This window comes from Bradyrhizobium sp. (genome assembly GCF_016213215.1).
In the GTDB taxonomy this organism is placed as follows: domain Bacteria; phylum Pseudomonadota; class Alphaproteobacteria; order Rhizobiales; family Xanthobacteraceae; genus Bradyrhizobium.
On sequence record NZ_JACRAW010000068.1, the window covers coordinates 14,268 to 33,225 of the forward strand.

Here is an 18,958-nt window from a genome sequence, read left to right on the forward strand (position 1 = left end):
CCGGCAGAGCTAAAACGCTAGCCCGGAGCCACCGCAGTCAGGAAACAAGAATGTCCAACGCACAGCTTCAGACCGTGCTCGGCCGCATCGATGCCGATTTAGACAACAGCCTGGAGCGGCTGTTTGCGTTGCTGCGGATCAAGTCTATCTCGGGCGATCCGGCGTTTGCCGCGGACTGCAGGGCCGCGGCCGAGCATCTCGCAAGGGACATTTCGAGCATCGGCTTTGCGACCGAGGTTCGCGCGACGGCCGGCCACCCCGCCATCGTTGGCAAGAGCAGCGGCAAGGGAAAAGGGGCGCCGCACGTTCTGTTCTACGGCCATTACGACGTGCAGCCGGTCGATCCGCTCGATCTCTGGCGTCGTCCGCCCTTTGAGCCGGTCGTGACCGAACACGCTGATGGGCGGAAGATCATCGTCGCGCGCGGCGCGGAGGACGATAAGGGACAGCTGATGACCTTTGTCGAAGCCTGCCGCGCTTGGAAGGTGGTGACCGGTTCGCTGCCGCTCGACATCACCATCCTGATCGAGGGCGAGGAGGAGATCGGCTCGAAGAATTTCGTTCCGTTCCTCGAGGCCAACAAGCAGGAGTTCAAGGCCGATTTCGCGTTGGTCTGCGACACCGGCATGTGGGATCCGAACACGCCGGCCATCACGACATCGCTGCGCGGTCTCGTCTATGACGAGGTCAAGATCAAAGCCGCCAATCGCGACCTGCATTCCGGAGTGTTCGGCGGTGGCGCGCAGAACCCGATCCGCGTGCTGACGCGGATTCTCGGCGGGCTGTTTGACGATAATGGCCGCATCACCATTCCCGGCTTCTACGATGGGGTGAAGGATGTGCCGCCGGAGATCCTGGAGCAGTGGAATAGGCTCAATCTGACCCCGGAGACCTTCCTCAAGCCGATCGGGCTGTCGATCCCCGCAGGCGAGAAGGATCGCCTGCTGATCGAACAGGTTTCCTCACGCCCCACCTGCGACATTAACGGCATCGTCGGCGGCTATATCGGCGAAGGCTCGAAGACGGTGATTCCGTCGCTCGCTTCGGCCAAGGTCTCCTTCCGCCTGGTCGAAGGACAGGACCCCGTGAAGATCCGCAAGGCTTTCCGCGAGTACGTGTCCGCGCGGATTCCGGCCGACTGCTCGGTCGAATTCGGCGAACACTCCGGTGCGCCCGCGATTGCGCTCGACTGGAACATGAAGCCGCTCGCCGCCGCCAAGCGGGCGTTGACCGAGGAATGGGGCAAGGAGGCTGTATTGATGGGGTCTGGCGCGTCGATTCCGATCGTCGCCGACTTCAAGCGCACGCTGGGCCTCGATTCACTGCTCGTCGGCTTCGGACTCGACGACGACAACATTCATTCGCCGAACGAGAAATACGACCTGAAGAGCTTCCATAAGGGCATCCGCTCGTGGGCTCGCATCCTCGCCGCGCTGGCGGAGGGGAGGTGACCACACAACGAAAACGCCGCCCGGGATTGGACGGCGTTTCATTCCAGAAAGTGCAGAGGTAGTTCGACGCAATACTACAACGAGATTCCGGATTTTCAAACCCGGATGCTACGGCGCCGGGATCGAGAGCAGGCTGGAGATGGAACGGCTGCGGATGTCATAGACGCGGGCGAACACCACGTCGTCGCGTTTGATCTCGACCATGACCGGGGCGGTCAGTCCCTTGCAGTAGAACTCGCCGAGCGTCATGGCGAAATCGGCCGCGTGGCTGTCCCAGCCGATGGTGAAATCGGGGCCGAGCGCGACCTGGGCAGGACGTTGCGGGCCGCACACGGCGACCTTCCATTTGCGTCCCCCCGGGAATTCCTGCCGCTCGACCAACTGTTCGCGCAGGCCATCGGAGGCCTGCTTCAGTGCCAGGCCCCAATAGTCGAGCATGAACCGCTCGTCGGCGTCGCGCACCGTGCCGGCGATTTGATTGAAGTGGGTGTACTGGTAGGGGTGCAGGCGGATCATCTCGGCAAGCGGCAGGAGCAACCCGAAGCAGAACACCGCGAGCACGACTGGCTGCCAGCTCCGGTGGTTTTCCCGCAAGCGCTCCATGATCCAGGCCAACGCGATCCCGCCGAGCACCGTCATCGGCGGAATGACGAAGATGAAATGACGGATGCCGTTATAGAGCGCCGGCCGCTTCACCATCGCGATGACGAGCGGCAAGGTGGCGGCGAGGGTCAGCATCAGGAGGATCGTCTTGCGCCGCGCCGGCACGCTGCGGCGCGTCAGCATGACCAGCGAACCGACCGCTCCGCCGATCGAGAGCACCAGCAGCACTTCGGGAAGCTGCAGCGCGAACAGCGTCGGCAAATAGAACCAGGGCATGTCGGGCACGGAGACCAGCGCGCCGTCGAACATTTCCTTCCAGGGCTTCTCGAAGAAATGCGAGAAGTAGGTCAGCGCATCGAACGGGTTGCCGGGTTCCATGATCGACCACGGCCACATCAGACCCATGACGAGATAGCCGAGCACGAGGCCGGGAAGCAGCACATAGACCACATGGGCGAGGCGGCGGGTCGCTTCGCGCACGCCCTGAACCTTGACCTCTTCGATGAGCAGCGGGACGAAGCCGATCAGAGCGTAGATCACCGCCAAGCCGCCGAGAATGCGAGAACCGATCGAGAGGCCGGCGCCGAGGCCGAGGATGAGAATGGTGCGCGGCGATGGTGTGGGGTATTCCTCCGCCAGCCGTACAAGGCCCATCATCAGGATGACCATGGACACTGCGAACGGCGCGTCCTTCGGATTCATGAACATGTGCCCGTAGAAGGTCGGGCACAGCGCCAGCAGCAGCAGCGCGGTAGCTCCGGCGAGCGGCCCGGCGACGCGCCGCGCCAGGCGCCACGTCACTGCAAGTCCGATCACGCCGACGATGGCGCCGACCAGCCTTCGGGTTTCGAACAGCTCGAGCGGAATGATCTTGTGCAGGAGCGCGGCAGCCATGTCGAAGCCGCCGCCGTACATATAGAGGTTGGCGAAGGACAGCGCTGCGGTGTCCTTGAACCCGGAACCGAACATGCGCAGCAACAGGTCGGCATATTCGGCGTGGGTGTAGTCATCCCAGCCGAGACCATAGTCGCGGAAGCTCACTCCCGCGACGACCGCCACCACCGCCAGCACCAGCATGGCGAGGTCGTCGCAAGTCCTTTCGATCGAGCGCTGTACAGGCGTGTCGATCGCCGAAGTTGTTATCGATGACATGACTGCTAGTGACCCGGCGTTCCCTGTCGGCCCGAAGTGCGCTCTCGGGCCTGTTCCCCAGGGTCCATATAGCGCAGTTCCAATTCTAAGTAATTGGGATCGTGCTGAATTTACTGATGCAATGCAGCAAACGAAGCTCCATTGCTGGTGTTAAGACGTAGAGGGTCGAAGCTGAAGGGAATGTGAATAAGTTCCTGATTGCGTTGATTTAAGGAGCAGTCGGCGTAAAGCCAGCTGGCGAGGCGCACAATATGACTATATCGTGGCAAAGCGGTCTTGCGCATGGGTCGCGCGGCCGGGGGTGAACTCAGATGATGCTCGCTCTACTGATCGGGGGGATTGGCGCCATCCTGGCGGGTCTCCTGGCGATCCTTTTCGGCATCCCGGTCCAGGAGTTCAGCTTCGGCAACACCTTAATATTGACCGGGGCGGCAGGTGTCTGCACCGGAATGGTACTGCTCGGCCTCGCCGCGGTCGTGTGGGAGCTTCGAATCATCGCCCGCCGCCTAGGCCCCGCCATTCCGGCCGAAACGCGGGTCAGGCCGATCCTGCCACCTGGGATATCGGCGGCAGCAATTCCTGCCGAGGGAGAGGGGCTCCTGTTTGGCGGTGACCAGGCCCCCGAGCCCGCCCAGGAGGAAGTGCCTTCGCCCCCGCCTTGGCATGACCAGGCTGGGGCGCGCGAGCGTTTGCGACCAGAGGCGCCGCCGCCTGAGGCGGCGGAGGGAGCGGCGCCGGCCCAACGGCAGCGGCGCAATCTGCTGTTCGCCTCGACGTCCCGGAAGGAGCGCGAACGTGCAGAGGCGCGTGCCGCCGAAGCGGTGCCGCCCGACCAGCGGCCGCCGGTCCAGCCCGAACCACCACAGCCGAGCGAAGCGCCACCCGCAACCTTTGAGGACGCTTGGCCGAAGCCGGAGCGCAGGTCGCCGGAGCCCTCGGAGCGGCGTCCGGTGCGGGCCCCGTCGATCTTCCCCGAGCCGGGCTCTACAGCGTCCTCGGAACGGCAGCCTCCGGTGCCGCCCAAGCAGCAGCCCCCGCCGGCGGTCACCGTGCTCAAATCGGGTGTGGTCGACGGCATGGCGTATTCGCTGTATTCCGACGGCTCGATCGAAGCGCAGATGCCGGAAGGCATGATGCGTTTTGCCTCGATCGACGAGCTGCGCGCACATCTCGACCAGAAGTCTTGAAAACGGCAAGTTTTGCTGGCGCGTTTCGCTAAATAGTGCGCTGTAGTTCTTGTCACGCGCCTAGTAATCGGCCCATATTCATCGAATATCGCGTGCCCAATCAGCGTATTGGCGATGCGGAATACCATTCCCGGTCTATCGGGCGTCCGGGCCCGATGGGGAGCTCGAGAGGTGAACCATGACCGATGCCGCCGGCAAGAGCTTCATTGAGCTGACGGCCAACATCGTCTCGGCCTATCTCAGCAACAATCCGACGCCGGCCGGCGAGATTCCAAACCTGATCAGCCAGGTTCACGGGGCGCTGACGCGGGTATCCAGCGGACGCACGGAGGCGCCGCTGGAGCCGACCAAACCGGCGGTGTCGGTGAAGAAGTCGATGACGCCTGACTACCTGGTCTGTCTCGAAGACGGCAAGCGCTTCAAATCGCTCAAGCGCCATCTGCGCACGCAGTACAACATGACCCCGGAACAGTACCGGGAGAAATGGGGCTTGCCGCCCGAGTACCCCATGGTGGCGCCGAACTATGCCGTTGCACGTTCGCAGCTCGCCAAGAAGATGGGGCTGGGGCAACAGCGGCGGCGGCGAAAATAGCCCTGCTCAGGAAACTTCGGCCAGCGTCTGCCGGGCGTCGGACCGGATACGCTCGACCATCGACCGCAAGCCGTTGGAACGCTGCGGTGTCAGGTGCTCGCGGAATCCGAACTCGTCGAACACCGCGAGCGCATCGGTGGAGAGGATTTCCTGCGGCGTACGACCGGAATAGAGCGTGAGCAGGATTGCAACCAGCCCGCGCACGATATGGGCGTCGCTGTCGCCGAGATAGCGCAGCACCGGCTTGCCGTCCTCGCGATCGGTCCGCTTGGACAGCCACACCTGGCTGACGCAGCCCTGCACCTTGTTCTTGGCCGAATGCTCGGCCTCCGGCATGGGTTCCAGCGTTCGGCCGAGTTCGATGACATACCGGTAGCGGTCGTCCCACTCGTCCAGAACAGCGAAATTGTCCCTGATATCGTCGATCGTCATGATGGCCTGCGGATGATCCCGGTACGCTTATATATAGGCTCGCAGGCGTCGAAATCGATAGTTTCGGAATGCCTAATTCGGCGTCTCGGGCCCCCGCCAATCCACGGCCAGATCGTCCGCCGTCAAGGTGTCGGGCGCCACTTCGGGGGGCGCGGCATCCGCGACGCCGATCGAGCCGGTATGGTCGGGCGCCTTCTTGTCCGGGATCACCTGGTCCTTTTTGTCTTTGTCCGTGATGATCTGGTAAAGCTTGCGCGCTCCGTCCTGCGCGCGCTGGCCGATCATGGTCGCAGCCTGGCCGCCCACTTCGCATGCGGCCGGCTGGCGCTTGCAGAACTGGGTCATGTCGGAAACGGCCGCGGTCGCGGCCTGCACGGCTTCGGTGGCGCCGATTTGCGGCGCCTTTTCCGGTGCGGGAGTCTTGTCCCGCGGCAGGAGCACGAGCACCAGCCCGAGCCAGAATGTGATGCGGAGCAGAAAGCGCATCTTGCGACCTGTCTGTTCGATCCTGTTGCGGGTTGCCCTCGCAAGCAGGGTCTGACTAACAGTCATCGATAAATCGCAAGTGATTGCATTGTGCTTAATTCATGCGGAAATCGCACCACTTTCCCTCCTCGGCACACTCGTAAATTTTGGATTGACGGCGGGCCACATCCACCATTTCGAAACCATAACGGCGCGCGGAAACCGGACATTCACCATCCGCGCCGAATGAGCGCGCCAATACAGACAAAATCGGTCGCGCATGCAGCGTGCCCGGCCACGTCCTTGCGGGCCTTAGCGTTCGTTTAATGTCGCTCTGACACGGTGGGGCAACGACAAGGAGGCGTTGCGGCACGTCTTCCCGACGAAACAGCCGAAGCGCAAGACCCGTGAGTGTGTTGAGTATCATCCGTGAATGTCTAGATGCGCTGCTGCATCCGTCGGCGCGATTTGATGCGCTGACGCGGGCCCGCCATCGCGCCTTCATGGCGCCACGGTTGCTCGGAAGTCTCGCGGCCTTCGCCGCATTTCCCATTTATCTGGCGATGCGCGGCGCGCCGAGCGCGATCGAGGTCGCAGCCTTTGCCTGGCTGATCGCGCCAATCCTGCTGTCCTGGTACCTTTCGCGCACGGGCCGTTATGAAGGGGCCCATGTGCTGTCGTCGCTGGCGCTGGCCGGCCTGATCATGGCCGTCGCGGTCACGACCGGCGGCATCGAATCGTTTGCCGCGGTCTGGCTCGTCGTGGTTCCGCTCGAGGCGGCCCTGTCCGCCTCGCGGCGCGTTGCCGGATTCGCCGCCGTGCTGGCAATTTCCTGCGCGGCGCTGCTCATCGCGCTCGGGCATTTCGAGCTGTTGCCGGCGGACCACGCCGACCCTGCCACGCGCAGCATGTTGATGGCCTTCGGCGTCGGCTCTGCGACCGTCTATGGTGCGGGACTTGCGTTCGGCGCGGAATCGCTGGCGCGCACCACGGTCGCCCTGTTGTCGCGCGAGGAAGAGCGATACCACCTGCTGGCGCGGAACATGAGCGACGTCATCTCGCGCCACCAGCATAATGGCGCGGTGCAGTTCATCTCTCCGGCCGTCGAGACCATGCTGGGGATCCCGCTCGCACAGCTGCTCGGGCACGGGCTGTTCGATCGCGTCCATGTGGCCGACCGTCCGGCCTATCTCACGGCCCTGTCGGATGCGGCGCGCGGTACCGTGCGCAGCGTCGAATTCAGGTTGCGGCGGGAGAACTGGAACGGAAACGGGCCCGGCGAGCAAGGGCAGGTCGATTTCATCTGGGTCGAGATGCGCTGCCGGCCCATGGAGCAGGACCGACGTGCCGAGCAGGTTGAAGTCGTCGCCGTGATGCGCGACGTCACCGGCCGCAAGATCCAGGAGCAGGCGCTGGAGGAGGCCCGCAGCGCCGCCGAGGCCGCGGATGCGGCAAAGACCCGCTTCCTCGCGACCATGAGCCACGAGCTGCGCACGCCGCTGAATGCGATCATCGGTTTCTCGGAAATGATCGCCCAGGAAGATGCGCTGATGCTGGACGCGGCCCGCCGCAGGGAATATGCGCAGCTGATCAACGATTCCGGCCAGCATCTGCTGTCAGTCGTCAACGGCATTCTCGACATGTCGAAGATGGAGTCCGGCAACTTCGAGATTTCTCCGGAGCCGTTCGCTCCGCGCGCGGCACTGATCAATTGCTGCAATTTGCTTGCGCTAAAGGCGCGCGAGAGCGGCATCGATCTCGTGACCGACGCGCCGCAGGACCTGCCGACGATGACCGGCGACCCGCGGGCCTTCAAGCAGATCGTGCTCAACCTCGTCACCAACGCCGTCAAGTTCACTGAGCGCGGCGGCAAAGTCACCGTCTCGGCCGTTGTCGATGGATCGCGGCTGACGCTTCGAATCAGCGACACCGGCGTCGGTATCGCACCCGACGATTTGAAGCGGATCGGCGCGCCTTTCTTTCAGGCCGGAACGACCTATCAGCGCCGGCACGAAGGTACCGGGCTGGGACTATCCATCGTCAAGAGCCTGGTCGCGCTGCACGGCGGTGAAGTGAGCGTGAAGAGCAAGCTTGACGAGGGGACGACCGTCGCGGTCACGTTGCCGCTGGTCTTCAAACCGGAAGCCGGAAAGCTTCCTGAAAGCAATGTCGCAAAGCTCATGCCGGTGCCACGGCTCGAACAGCAACCACCTGCGGTGAAGAAAAGTGCCTAGACTTTCTGCAAGAGATGACGACATGCCGAGCCGTCGCCGGGGCGCGAAAGCGGTCGCACTCGATACCGAGACCGAGCGCAATCTCGCGATGCGGATCCTGCTGCACAGTCCGAAGGACGCCCTCGCGACTTTGCTGGCTTTAGCGGCCATTAGCGCCGTCATCTTCAATGCGTTGTTCCTGCAGGCTGGACGCCATCCGGCGCCGATTTTCGGGACGGTGCTTGCCTTGCCTGCGGCTCCGGTCCTCGTCCCCGCCAATCCGCTGCCGCGTCCGCGTCCGGCGGAGGCGGGTGCGTTGCCGCTCGAACCGAGAGCGATGGAGTACAGGCCGGCCGAACCCAGGGCTGCCGAGAAGCCTGCGGAGGTGAGGTCATCCGCCGATCCCTTGACCAATCTCGTAAAGGCGACGGCCGGCACGACTTCCGCATCGTCCGCGAACGTCGCGCGGCCGCCGGCTCCAATTCCACAGGCCTCGGGCTCGCGCCGCGTCGCTGCCGTGCAGCGGGCACTCACTGAATACGGCTATGGACAGTTGAAACCGACGGGTACCATCGGTGCCGACACCCAGGCGGCGATCGGCAAATTCGAACGCGAGCACAAGATGCCGGTGACGGGACAAGTGTCGGAGCGCCTGGTGCGCGAGCTCGCCGCGGCGACAGGACGCGCGATCGAGTAGCGGGAAGAATGTGCGTCGGTCAGTGTCATTGACCTGCGTCAACAGTCGGTTCGACCAAAGAACAATCTGCATAGCCAAAGAAGAACCTGAGAACCGGCATTGATTTGCTGCGGATCAATGCCCGCAAACGTGCGGCGGAAAAAATCCTCTGATCCCTCACAGAGGAAAAGAGAGGCAGCTATGCTCAAGGTTTCGGTGATCGTGTGGATCATGCTGGGGACCGTGCTCGCGGGAATTGCCATGATTGTGGTGATGATGACTCCCAGCTTGACCGGCCAGGAGATGAAGAACATCCCCTACGCCGTTCTTGTCGGCTTCATCCTTGCCATGCCGCTGTCATACATGGTCGCAAAGCAAATCGGCGGAGCGCGAGAAGGCTGAAACCAACTGCCGTCCGGCATAAAGGCCTAGGCGCGAATCCTGCGCTGGCTTATACCGTCGGCGCATGCGGTTGAAATCGGGCATATGGGTGGCGGCGTATTTGCGTCGCTGCCAGACTGAGGGCGTGTTCGGCGCGGTACGACGGCGCGGGGCGGAAGAAGCTGGCGCCGTGTTCGTCAAGGTGTCGCTGCTGAACGGCAACGCCATGCTGTACGTGCCGGCGCCGCAATCGGCCTACGATGACAGTCGGCCGATCGAGCGATTTTTCGTTCCCATCTCGGCTGAGCCTCTGCCGGAAGCTGCGGTGGAGGAGCGACTCACCAAGGAAATCCGCTTCGACCCCGACGTCTGGATCATCGAGGCCGAGGACCGGGCCGGGCGGCACTTCCTCGATCTCGCGCGCCCTCACAGGGGCTAGCGCCCCGATCCGTGTGTCCCCGTTCGCACGGTCGTGCCGGGCTGCGCGGCGGCGCGCGGCTGCGACGAGGCTGCCCGCGCGCGCTGGCGTTCGTCGTCATAGAGCTGGGATTGATATTTGGCCCGCGTGACGGCGATCGTCGAACCGCGCCAGGCGGCCAGCATCACCAGCGCCGAACGTTCGCTCAAATGGTCGTACAGCCGGGACAGCCGATACACCATGTGTACGGAGGTGCCGATCTCCGGTTTGAAGAACAAAAGGATTCGCTGGAACACCGGACTTGGCATGTCGAGCGTGCGGGCCGCGACCGCCAGGGGCTCGCCGCCGGGATCGTCGACGATGTGTGCGGCGACGCGCGATGGCAGAATGAGGCTTTCACCGAGCTCGAGCGTGAAATTCTCGACGTCGCGGGCAAAAGCAGCCATCTCGAGGGTCTCGATGGCGCGTTTGGCGCGCCCAGTCGGAATGCGCGGCGCGGCTTTCAGAGGGGTGACGGCGAGATTGTGCAGGATCAAAGCCCGCTCGGAGCCCGTCGCGCGGAAGAAGATGTCGTAGATTTCGGCGGCATCCTTCGGCTGCAGTGACATGTTCGTTTGCATGCGCGACTGCGCCTCGCTTGGCGCCCTCGCAGCCACTGGGGCAGGGGACGAGGGAGGAATTTCGCGCGCGTGCGGCACCCGTCGTTCGGGCTCGGCAGCCTTGAGCCCGAGTTTCCGCTGGATGATGGCCGGGGCCGCCGGGTAGATCGCAAGCCGCGCGCGGACCGCCGCGCGCGTTGCATCGTCGACCTGATCGACCAGCCGCGAAGCCAGCTCCACGAACTGGCGTTCCTCATCAACGCTATGGGTGCTTGCCTGGACATAAAGGTCAGTCAGCACGCGCAGCAGCGTGGGGCGGATGTCGACGCCCTCGCGACGCGAGAGGTTCATCAGCCCGTCGAAACCCGTAAAGAGCGGCTTGGTATTCATTTGCAGGCGTACGCGACTCGGTAATCGTCGCTTTAGGCTATGCTGGATTGCTTTAATGCCCCGTTAAGGAAAACGGGGCGTGAAGCCGACCTCCGGTTTGCGCTTGTTGTCGTGCCGCAAAGGGACGACGGCTTGCGGCAGGAGTTTCACGGCGACGCCGTAAGTTAACATCTCGTTAACCATGAGCTGATCTTAATCACGACGTGTCGCAGGCCGAGTTCGGTCGCGCGGCCGAAGAGGGCTGACATGGGGACCATCATTGAATTTCCGGTGTCGCGGCGGCTGGGCTCGCCGGAAGATGCCAGTCTGCTCGCAGAAGAGGCGACGGTGGTGATCCTTCCCGTCATCCGCATCGAGCGCGAAACGGACGAGACCAGCGGCGACAGCGGACCCGAGCAGGGCACAGCGCACGGACGCCGTCGTCGGCGCCGTTGATAAAGGGCATATCGATATGCCGGGGACGTACCGCCCGATCCGGTGTCTATCATCGGCCCTGACGCTCCTCATCCTCGGAGCGATGCTCGGGGCATGCAGTGGCGGTGATTTCGGCCGTACCCGCGACGATCTCCGCAGCGACGATATGCACCGCTGGATCGGCGCCGAAGCGACCTCCAGCATCGGTGCACGGCCCTCCAGGTTCCAGCTCACCGACGAAGAGCGCCAATTGCGGGACCTCGCCTATCCGCTGATCGAGCCGCCGCGCTCGCGCCCCGCCTGGAAGAGCGTGTTCGGCGACTACAAGCCGATCCCGGCGCCGTGGCGCCAGAACGTGGCGTTTGATCGGACGACCTACGGGCGCACGCTGATCGACGAGCCGCACCGCTCGCATTCATCGCGCTACTCGCAGCTCATCGAGGACGTGCGTGACGACATCACGCGCTTCGAGCCGTTCTTCGCCAGTGCGATCCGCGTCATCGATCTCGACCGCAAGCGCCACGCCACCATGGGGCATGTCTCCGAGCTGACGCCGCACGAGCGCGCCGATGCGGTCGCCCGCATGCAGGAAAACTCTCTGATCGTGCAGTGGGTGCAGCAATGCCTCGAGCGTCGCGTCTCTTCCTATCGTTGGGCGCTCGAGCGGCTGGTAATCCAGGCTCCGGACAGCATGGCGGCGGACGCCGACCGCCTGATCTCCGAGCTTGCTGCGCAGACCGCTAATCCGCCGGTCGCCTCGCGCCCCCCCTTCGGGCGCGCGATCAGCGTGCGCGGCTAGCGCCTCTGCGGCAGCGTGCGATCGAGAAAGGCAAACAGCCTGCGTTCGAAATCTGCGAAACGCCACGCGGCTCCACAGTCGGCGGGCTCATGGCGCATGATTGGAAGCTCCCGATTCATAACAACTGCTCGCGTTGCGTTTGAGCAACACTGTTTGGAAAAATTGCTGACCTGCAGTTTCCGCCATTGCGCGTCCATATTGTGATCCAAAAAATCAGCGGCCTCGCAGGCCTTGGCTATTCAAACTGGCTCAAGTGGAGCCTTTGGAGGCTCGGATCATGAAGCCACGGACAGTGGCGGCGCCGTTGTGCGGAACCATCGTTCTCGCGGTTTGGGTCGTCGCGTGGCTCGCTGGCGTCGGTTCGGCCGATATCGAGAACCCCGGCACAGCGCAAGTCGTGGACCGCCTCGCACCATATCTCGCCGCCAACGCCGAATTGGCCGACGCCCCGCAGGCAACCGCAAGGGGCCACGCCACTATCGCTAACGCCGATGTGGCGGCCGCCGACGCGGTGGCAGGGATGGCCACCAACACGACGGCGTCCTCGGATGAGCCCCAATCGATCGTCGTGGTCGCGTTGACCGATTCGTCGCAGATGCTGTCGCCTGAAACTCCGCCCATGCAAATGGTGCCAGCGAGCACGCCTGATCCGGTGCCTGGCGACGCCAAGGAGGCCGCGGGCTCCATCGAAATATTGGACGAGTGCTTGTTAGCGGACGTCTGCGTCGACCGTTACCTGTGGGCGCTCTACCAGCGGGCGCCCAAGGAGGACACCATCAAGGTCCATGAGCGGAGGAAAGTGACAGTCAAGAAGAAGGGCAGAACAGTGACCGTCACCAAATCCTTCATCAAGCTCGTAAATGAGAATTTTGCATGGAAGGATCCGAAGGCGGCGGAAAGAGCCGGCATGACGATGATGGACTACGTGATCGGCGGCATGGATCGGAACTTCAAGCTGAAGCTCTTTCATACTCTCCATGCGGCCGAGGCGGCCGGGCTGTCGCCTGGCATAACCAGCGCGTTCCGCGATGACTACCGTCAATCGATCGCAAGCGGCCTGAAGGCAGCGTCCAACAGGTCGTACCATGGCGGGAGCCTCCGCGGCGGCTATGGCCGCGGGCTTGCGGTCGATGTCGTGAGCGTCAAGGGCGGCACACGGGCGCAGCGATGGATTTCCAGTGAAGCCCTCTGGAAGTGGATCGACGCACACGGGAAGGAGTTCGGAATCGGGCGACCATATCTCGACAGGGATCCGCCGCATCTGGCTCCGGTCGACGGCAAGGAATATGCCGCTCACCAGCGCGGGACGAAAGTTCAACACGCGGGATCAGATTTGAAGAAGCGCAACCGGCTAGCCGATCACAATGTCGGGAAACGCCCAAGAACCGCAAGATCGTCGAAGGCGAGAACGATCTAACCCGTTCAAGCACGGCAGAATGCGCAACAATCACATCATCGTGCAAAAATACGGCGGCGCCTGTCTGGAAACGCCGGCAAAAATCCGCGCGGTCGCGAGCAGTCTCGCCGATTTGCACAGGCGAGGTCATCGCGTCGTAGCGATCGTTTCCGCGATGGGTAGGACCACCGACGAACTTATCAAGATGGCCTATCAAGTAAGCCCGCATCCCAATCGCCGTGAACTCGATATGTTGTTAACCACCGGTGAGCGCATCAGCATGTCTTTGATGAGCATGGCGCTGTCCGATTTGGGCGTTCCGGCAATTAGCCTTACCGGCAGTCAAGCCGGAGTGATGACCGACGAATCCCATTCCTCCGCGCGCATTCTGGATGTGCGGCCCATTCGCGTGCGCGAAGAACTCGAACGCGGACGCGTCGTGGTCTTGGCAGGCTTTCAGGGCGTGAATCCGAGGACCAAAGAAATCACCACGCTGGGCCGGGGCGGCAGCGACACCACGGCGGTCGCCATGGCCGCGGTGCTAAAAGCCGAGTGCTGTGAGATCATCAAAGAGGTCGACGGAGTTTGTTCGGCCGATCCGCGCATCGTGGCGAATTCAAAATCCTTGCGTCAGCTGGATTTTGCATCGCTGTCCGAAATGTGCTTTTGGGGCGCCAAGGTTCTGCATCTTCGCAGCGTCGAGCTGGCACAAAGCCAAAACGTGCCTTTGGTCTTGAAAAAATGGGGCGGCGCTGAACACAGCACGCAAGTGATGAAAGAAGTTACGGCGATGGAAAGCGGAAAAATCTTGGCCGTCAACTCGATGGCCCGCATTGAGCATGTGGAGATCGACTCGGTGGATCTCAATCAAGGTCTTGAGAAATTCGCGCAGCATCTCAAACAAAATGGCTTGTCTTGGCCGCAACTCCTTGCCTCGGCTTTCACAGCCGGAAAAACCCGCATTATGATGACCTCCGATTCGGAGTCGCTCGACACTTTGCTGCGCACGCTTGAAAGGAGTGAAGACTTACGCAAACATCGTGAGACTTTGAGTTCGGTGAGCGTCACTTGCTTCGGCGGCGTTTCTTCAGACCTGCCATTTAAGGCGATTCAGACTCTGCAACATCACGGGATTGTCGCCGACAAATATGTCTTGTCGCCACTTTCGGTAAACCTGCTTGTTCCTGTGGAGAGCCGCGAGGCTGCGGTCAGGGCTTTGCATTCGCTGATCTAGGCCGTGTACCCATAAATTGGTGTCGTGACGCGACGATGCCATATCACTTTGCCCCGTTAGCAGCCGAGGGCACGTGGTGTTGCAAATCTGTTGCGAAGGGCCAGAAGCAGAAACTGGCACAAAGCCATCCACTCAGCTATTCAAGATGTTGGAGCCTCGGTCGTAAATCTGTTGATCGACGTGCCCGGCACCATGCGCGATTTCGAGTCTCCAGCCAAACTTCGCACCGAGACTCTCAGCTAACTCCGTACAGTGCTTGAAATGCCAGAGCCCGCGCGCGAGGCGATGAGGTCCTTGAGCCATGGCATAGTCCATCCGGGGCAGGTCGATGGCGTCAGGGTCACTGTCGGCCTCGCCTAGTAAGATGACGAGAGGCCGCCCCAAGTATCTCCGCAGATGAATTGCGTTGAGATCGAGTCCTCCCATGCCGATTGGATACTCCGCAGTGAGGTTCGGCAGCATGTAGACTCCGCAGTTGGCGGCAACGGCCAGATCAACGGAAGCGGCATCGGTGAGTGCAAGGTAGCGTAGGACGAACTGGGCTCCTGCGGAGTTGCCAAATAGGCCGAAGGTGCCTCGGCTGAAACCGTTCGCATGTCGAAGATAATGAAACAGCCTGTCGATGATCCCAAAATTCCACTGATCGCGCGGCAAGACTGTGTTGTCTGGCGGCGGCAGTCGCACTCCTCCGAAATTGTATGCATGCAGGCCCGGGAACTGATCCGGATCGAACTCCGGTACCAACACGATTTGCCCGTTGCGCTCAGCTTGCGGTGCAAGAAGGTCGCGAAACTCTGCAGCAGCGCGATTCAAGCCATGCATCGCAATGATGATACGTGCGTGCCGACCACTCGACCGGGGACAAAAGGAAAAGACCCGCATCGTTCGTCGCGAAGAGACGGCATCATCATCGCGAAACACGAATGAGCCGGCGCCTTCATCCAGAGTCAATCTGCTCAACTGCGTGCCTCCCCGGTTTCTTTAGCGCCGGCGGCGCGGGGCATCCGCCTGTTTTGCCGGCGTGTCCGTCTGGACCGCGCAGGTTGCGGTGGCGAGCGAGGCTTGCGCCTGCTGCATCAGGCCGGGCTCGGGCGCGAGCGCCTTCAGAAGGATCAGCCCGGTCGTGGTCGGGGAATCGATGATCAGGCGGTCGGCCGCCGTCACCTCCTCATCCTCGGGAAGGTCGTGGTGCTGGGCTTCGGTCATCAGGTCGAGTTCGATCACCTTGCGGCCGGCCGAGCGGTCGTTGATGGCGTAATAGGCGATCTCGTTGCGGGTATAGAAGGACACGGAGGTGTAGGCCTGGCTCACGGGCACCTTGAGCTTGATCGGGCCGTCCGACAGGTCGTAGCGGCAGATCGCCATGGCAAAGGCCGGATCCATGAACGGCATCGGCGAGTTGCCGGGATCGGCAAGAGGAAGCGGCGTGACGGAGGTCAGATTGGTCATCGGCATCAATCGCGCATAGGCGTCCTGGGTCGCGATGCGTGGCAAGGCAAGCACGCTGACCAGGTGCACGATGAGCCCGAGCACCACGCCGGCGATGATGGTGAATGCAATCCGGATCATAGGCACCCGACCGTTGCAATCGAGGGCATCGGCGCGTCGCGCTGCGTGCGCGTCGCAACGCCGACCGGCGTGTCATAGAGGCGCAGCATCAGGGTGTAGCGTTCTATGCCGCCGGTGGGGAGCCAGTTGCCGGCGCGGGCGCGCGAGGCAACGTGGATCTCGAACGATCCATCCGACTGCCGGATGATCTCCTGGCTGGTGAAGCCATAGCGCTGCAGCGAATTGGCGACCAGGTGTCCCTTGCGGTCATAGAGCGTCAGCGTCCAGAACCGCGCCGCGGGAGTTACACCGCTGACCACCACGTCGCAGCGGCCGTCGAGCGGCTTGCTGCTATCGTCGGCCATTGCCGTGAACGCCACGCCGTCGCCGGTGCCGATCGGCAATTCGCCGTTGCGGACGATGGTGGCGCGGGAATAGGGATCGACGTCGGCGGTGCCGGTCCTGGGCCGCGCCGTCCAGGCTCCGATCGTCAGCGTGCCGAGCTCGGTCCCGCGCGTCGTGGTCATCCAGGTTGCGCCGACGCCGACGACTGTCGCGAGAAGCAGCGCCAGCAATGTGATGAGGACCGGCCGCACGATGAGTTAATTCTTGCGCGAGTCGGAAGAGCCTGCGGTCTCCGCGACGTAGTTTTGCGGGAAGGCGAGCGCGCTTGAGGGAGCCGGTTTCGCCGGCTTGGGCGGCTCGTCCGATGACGACTTGGTCGCGCTCCTGGCCGCATCGTCGAGCAGCTTCTCCACTCGCACCAGGATGTCGGCGCCGCGCTTGGTCAGTACGGGTGGGGGCGCCGGCCCGACTTCCGGAGCCCTTGGGGCGCCCGTCGCCGCCATCGTTGCCGGCATGACCGGTTGCGGCAGCTTCGTGCCCATGCCGACGCCGGCGATTTCCTTGATTTCGACCCCGCGATGGGCCGCAACCATGATGTCGTGCCAGGTCTGTGCCGGCAAGGAGCCGCCGGTCATGCGGTTGGTGGGCGAATAGTCGTCGTTGCCGTACCAGACCGCGCAGGTGAAGTTGCCGGTGTAGCCGACGAACCACGCGTCACGGTAGGCGTTGGTGGTGCCGGTCTTGCCCGCGGTCGGAATGCCGTCCAGGGCGGCGCGGCGCGCAGTACCTTCGCTGACCACGTGGCTCATCATGCCCGCCATGTCGGCCGCAACCGAAGCCGGGATCGCCTGCCGCGGCTTTGGTCCGTCACGGTCCCAGCGCCAGACCGGGTCGCCGGTGCCGGTGCGCACCTCCAGCATTGCATGAGGAGTCACCGCCTTGCCCTTGTTCGGGAAGGTCGCGTAGGCGACCGCGTGCTCGAGTACCGTGACTTCGTCGGAGCCGATCGGCAGCGACGGGGTGTCAGGCAGCGGGGCCTTGATGCCGAAACGGCGCGCGACCTCGACGATCTTGGCGCGGCCGGCCTTCGGACCGTCCTTGCCGCCCATCGCGATCGACAGCTTGACTGGCACGACGTTGATCGAGCGGGTGATCGCCTGGGTCAGCGTGACCGAGCCGGAATAGGAATGGCCATAGTTCTGCGGGCACCAATTCCCGATGCACACCGGGCCGTCGACAATGGTCGAATTCGGCTTGAAGCCGTTCAGCAAGGCCGTCGTGTAAACATATGGTTTGAACGAAGAACCCGGCTGCCGGTAGGCGTCGGTCGCGCGGTTGAACTGGCTCGCGCCGTAGTCGCGGCCGCCGACCATGGCGCGGACGCCGCCGTCGAGATCGGCGACGGCCGTTGCCGCCTGCGTCGCGTGATAGTCGCGGCCGAACTGGCGGAGCTGGTTCTCGACCGCATCTTCCGCCGCCCGCTGTACGTTCATGTCGATCGCAGTGCGGACCACGAAGACACGTTCCGTATAGGACCTCGGGAAGGTATCGACGAGCTTGCGCATCTCCTCGAAGGCATAATCGAGATAGTAGTTCGGCGAGTTCTCGTCGCGGCGGTCGACGGCAAAGGCGGGGTTGCGGCGGGCGCCGAACACCTGGCCCTCGGTCATGAAACCGGCGTCGACCAGGTTGTCGAGCACCACGTTGGCGCGGGCGCGCGCCGCGGGCAGGTTGATGTGCGGGGCGTATTTGGTCGGGGCCTTGAACAGGCCGGCCAGCATCGCCGCCTCGGCCAGGTTCACGTCTCGCGCCGACTTGTTGAAGTAGAAATGTGCCGCGCCGTCGACGCCGAAGGTCCCGCCGCCCATATAGGCGCGGTCGAGATAAAGCTTCAGGATCTCGTTCTTGGTCAGCCGGGTCTCCAGCCAGATGGCCAGGAACGCCTCCTTGACCTTGCGCTCGATCGTACGCTCGTTGTTCAGGAACAGGTTCTTGGCGAGCTGCTGGCTGATCGACGATCCGCCCTGCCGAACGCCGCCGGCCTGGGCGTTGGTCACCAGCGCGCGGGCGGTGCCGGCGATATCGATGCCGAAATGGTCGTAGAAGCGCCGGTCTTCGGTGGCGAGCGTCGCCTTGATCAGCACGTCGGGGAAATCTTCCAGCGGAATCGAGTCGTTGTGCTTGATGCCGCGGCTGCCGATCGGGTTGCCGTAGCGGTCGAGGAAGCTCACCGCGAGGTCGGACTTCTTGAGCCAGTCGTCGTCGGCGGTTTCGCGAAAGGCGGGGATTGCCAGCGTCAACAGCAGGATCAGACCGCCCAGCCCCAGGGTGGCGGCCTCCGACAGGGGCTCGACGAAGACCCAGCGCTTCCACCGGCCGACATAGAAGCGGTCCATGAAGGTGGAGTACCGCTCATAGAGCTCGCGCGCGCCCTTGGCCGACGAGAACAGGGAGGAGTCGATGCGCGCGTCGACGTCCAGCAGGACGTGCCGGATCTTCGTCTTCCAACGCTGCGGTATGATCTGGCGCACTTGGAACCCTTAGGTCCGTTCAATTCGGGTCGGTTCGAAGCGTTCAAGCACCCGGCAGGGCCATCGAGACGTCTTGCGGGAATGTTGCGGCAAACCCAAGGCGCTCAGTGGCGTCCGTGGGGACTCAACGTT

At 63.1% G+C, this 18,958-nt stretch carries 19 protein-coding genes; 11 read left to right on the forward strand and 8 right to left on the reverse strand.

Translation table 11 applies throughout. The features are described 5' to 3' along the window. The first annotated feature begins 50 nt into the window (after nt 1-50). Nucleotides 51-1,451 (forward strand): M20/M25/M40 family metallo-hydrolase, encoded by a 1,401-nt coding sequence (locus HY852_RS12115; RefSeq protein WP_291604919.1) that lies wholly within the window; start codon nt 51-53, stop codon nt 1,449-1,451. A gap of 108 nt (nt 1,452-1,559) precedes the next feature. Here the strand turns inward: HY852_RS12115 and HY852_RS12120 are convergent, their stop codons facing one another. Next, on the reverse strand, nt 1,560-3,206 hold the full coding sequence (locus HY852_RS12120; protein WP_291604920.1) for a glycosyltransferase family 39 protein: 1,647 nt from the start codon (nt 3,204-3,206) through the stop codon (nt 1,560-1,562). 311 nt (nt 3,207-3,517) lie between these two features. Here HY852_RS12120 and HY852_RS12125 point away from each other — a divergent pair, with 311 nt between their 5' ends. Continuing rightward, nucleotides 3,518-4,393 carry a DUF308 domain-containing protein gene (locus HY852_RS12125; protein ID WP_291604922.1) on the forward strand — a complete coding sequence of 292 codons (876 nt, stop codon included), beginning with the start codon at nt 3,518-3,520 and terminating at the stop codon, nt 4,391-4,393. Between the two features lie 178 nt (nt 4,394-4,571). After that, on the forward strand, nt 4,572-4,985 hold the full coding sequence (locus HY852_RS12130; RefSeq protein ID WP_291604923.1) for a MucR family transcriptional regulator: 414 nt from the start codon (nt 4,572-4,574) through the stop codon (nt 4,983-4,985). A gap of 6 nt (nt 4,986-4,991) precedes the next feature. Here the strand turns inward: HY852_RS12130 and HY852_RS12135 are convergent, their stop codons facing one another. Together HY852_RS12135 and HY852_RS12140 are read right to left on the reverse strand one after the other, a co-directional pair. Beyond that, a complete protein-coding gene (locus HY852_RS12135) occupies nt 4,992-5,417 on the reverse strand; it encodes a SufE family protein (RefSeq protein ID WP_291604924.1) in 426 nt (141 codons plus the stop codon). A gap of 72 nt (nt 5,418-5,489) precedes the next feature. Further along, complete coding sequence (locus tag HY852_RS12140) at nt 5,490-5,903, reverse strand: DUF5330 domain-containing protein (protein ID WP_291604956.1); 414 nt, start codon at nt 5,901-5,903, stop codon at nt 5,490-5,492. A gap of 386 nt (nt 5,904-6,289) precedes the next feature. Here HY852_RS12140 and HY852_RS12145 point away from each other — a divergent pair, with 386 nt between their 5' ends. The 4 genes from HY852_RS12145 (at nt 6,290) to HY852_RS12160 (ending at nt 9,591) form a co-directional block, all read left to right on the forward strand. Then, nucleotides 6,290-8,116: an ATP-binding protein gene (locus HY852_RS12145; RefSeq protein WP_291604926.1), complete on the forward strand. Its 1,827-nt coding sequence runs from the start codon at nt 6,290-6,292 to the stop codon at nt 8,114-8,116. Then, nucleotides 8,109-8,792, forward strand: coding sequence for a peptidoglycan-binding domain-containing protein (locus HY852_RS12150; RefSeq protein WP_291604927.1), 684 nt, complete (start codon nt 8,109-8,111; stop codon nt 8,790-8,792). Before HY852_RS12145 ends, HY852_RS12150 begins: the two co-directional genes overlap by 8 nt. Nucleotides 8,793-8,972: 180 nt before the next feature. Further along, nucleotides 8,973-9,173, forward strand: a complete 201-nt coding sequence (locus HY852_RS12155; protein ID WP_291604929.1) for a hypothetical protein — start codon at nt 8,973-8,975, stop codon at nt 9,171-9,173. A gap of 64 nt (nt 9,174-9,237) precedes the next feature. Further along, nucleotides 9,238-9,591, forward strand: a complete 354-nt coding sequence (locus HY852_RS12160) for a DUF1491 family protein (protein WP_291604930.1) — start codon at nt 9,238-9,240, stop codon at nt 9,589-9,591. Here HY852_RS12160 and HY852_RS12165 read toward each other — a convergent pair. Continuing rightward, nucleotides 9,588-10,559: a DUF2336 domain-containing protein gene (locus tag HY852_RS12165; protein ID WP_291604931.1), complete on the reverse strand. Its 972-nt coding sequence runs from the start codon at nt 10,557-10,559 to the stop codon at nt 9,588-9,590. The two genes, HY852_RS12160 and HY852_RS12165, sit on opposite strands and share 4 nt — an antisense overlap. A 246-nt stretch (nt 10,560-10,805) precedes the next feature. On the opposite strand from HY852_RS12165, the gene HY852_RS12170 reads away from it, so the two are divergent. From HY852_RS12170 to HY852_RS12185, 4 genes are all read left to right on the forward strand, one after another. Beyond that, on the forward strand, nt 10,806-10,994 hold the full coding sequence (locus HY852_RS12170) for a hypothetical protein (protein ID WP_291604933.1): 189 nt from the start codon (nt 10,806-10,808) through the stop codon (nt 10,992-10,994). A gap of 16 nt (nt 10,995-11,010) precedes the next feature. Then, complete coding sequence (locus HY852_RS12175) at nt 11,011-11,772, forward strand: hypothetical protein (protein WP_291604934.1); 762 nt, start codon at nt 11,011-11,013, stop codon at nt 11,770-11,772. 277 nt (nt 11,773-12,049) lie between these two features. Then, nucleotides 12,050-13,189: a peptidase M15 gene (locus tag HY852_RS12180; protein WP_291604935.1), complete on the forward strand. Its 1,140-nt coding sequence runs from the start codon at nt 12,050-12,052 to the stop codon at nt 13,187-13,189. A gap of 19 nt (nt 13,190-13,208) precedes the next feature. Continuing rightward, nucleotides 13,209-14,402 carry an aspartate kinase gene (locus HY852_RS12185; protein ID WP_291604936.1) on the forward strand — a complete coding sequence of 398 codons (1,194 nt, stop codon included), beginning with the start codon at nt 13,209-13,211 and terminating at the stop codon, nt 14,400-14,402. A gap of 132 nt (nt 14,403-14,534) precedes the next feature. Here the strand turns inward: HY852_RS12185 and HY852_RS12190 are convergent, their stop codons facing one another. Genes HY852_RS12190 through HY852_RS12205 form a run of 4 tightly spaced genes read right to left on the reverse strand, consistent with a single transcriptional unit; the run spans nt 14,535 to nt 18,826 of the window. Beyond that, entirely contained in the window at nt 14,535-15,362 is an 828-nt protein-coding gene (locus HY852_RS12190; RefSeq protein WP_291604937.1) for a hypothetical protein, read from the reverse strand. 21 nt (nt 15,363-15,383) lie between these two features. Further along, on the reverse strand, nt 15,384-15,971 hold the full coding sequence (locus HY852_RS12195; protein ID WP_291604939.1) for a DUF1254 domain-containing protein: 588 nt from the start codon (nt 15,969-15,971) through the stop codon (nt 15,384-15,386). Next, on the reverse strand, nt 15,968-16,546 hold the full coding sequence (locus tag HY852_RS12200) for a DUF1214 domain-containing protein (protein WP_291604940.1): 579 nt from the start codon (nt 16,544-16,546) through the stop codon (nt 15,968-15,970). The genes HY852_RS12195 and HY852_RS12200 overlap by 4 nt, the downstream gene beginning before the upstream one ends. A gap of 6 nt (nt 16,547-16,552) precedes the next feature. Continuing rightward, nucleotides 16,553-18,826, reverse strand: coding sequence for a transglycosylase domain-containing protein (locus tag HY852_RS12205; RefSeq protein WP_291604941.1), 2,274 nt, complete (start codon nt 18,824-18,826; stop codon nt 16,553-16,555). Between the last annotated feature and the right edge of the window lie 132 nt (nt 18,827-18,958).